General features: G+C 55.3%; 1 protein-coding gene. It reads right to left on the reverse strand.

From position 1 onward, the window contains the following. Positions 1 to 82 precede the first annotated feature (82 nt). Positions 83 to 695 (reverse strand): DUF4123 domain-containing protein (locus DFP89_RS19680; RefSeq protein WP_147273367.1); only part of this gene is annotated, 613 nt, incomplete at its 5' end.

A 695-nucleotide genomic window follows, 5' to 3' on the forward strand; every position in this document is an offset into this window, starting at 1 on the left:
GCATGCATCTCACTGCGCCACCACATCAGCAGCGCAATGCTCAAAGCCCCCAGAAGGATGAGAATGATTTTGACGCGATTGCTCATCCGCGATCCCCTAGTACCTGTTTGCGCAAATACCAGACACGCACACCTGGACCTCTGGTCCTGTCGGACAATAGTAGTCTGACATCAACCGGCCAACTATCCGGCGCACCAGTAAAGCCTATCGCCACACATGACATCGCTTCTATCAAATGATCGCGCTTGGTGATGCCACACTCCATTATCCAGACCCGCACCTGGCCGAGCTGCTCATCAGATACAGGGGCCACATGTCCAAGCTGCACCAACTGCGCGCGGGCCAAACGAATATCCTCGTCCCGACGTTGCTGTTGCAATTGACGCCGCAATAGCGGGCGTATTTCTGAGCTAAACACGATTCTTCCGACTGGTCGTTCTGGATTCGGCGACTCCGATGTCCGGATCAGCAATGCAAGCCCATCTTCTGAGAGCGATATGAACAGGCGGTGTCTCAGCAGGTTGTTAATCCATCGCACGTCTATCGCCGGGGCATTGGCAAGTGCCCCCAAGGTGCCTTGCTCCCAGAACCTGAAGTAATACCACTTCCCGCTTTCATCCTGAACGCGTGTGAACTTTCTGAAGTGCCGCCACATGTCATCCAGCGTTCCGTGCGCCCGGACATAGATGCCCGGT

It is taken from the genome of Paracoccus lutimaris (assembly GCF_003337565.1).
Taxonomy (GTDB): Bacteria; Pseudomonadota; Alphaproteobacteria; order Rhodobacterales; family Rhodobacteraceae; genus Paracoccus; species Paracoccus lutimaris.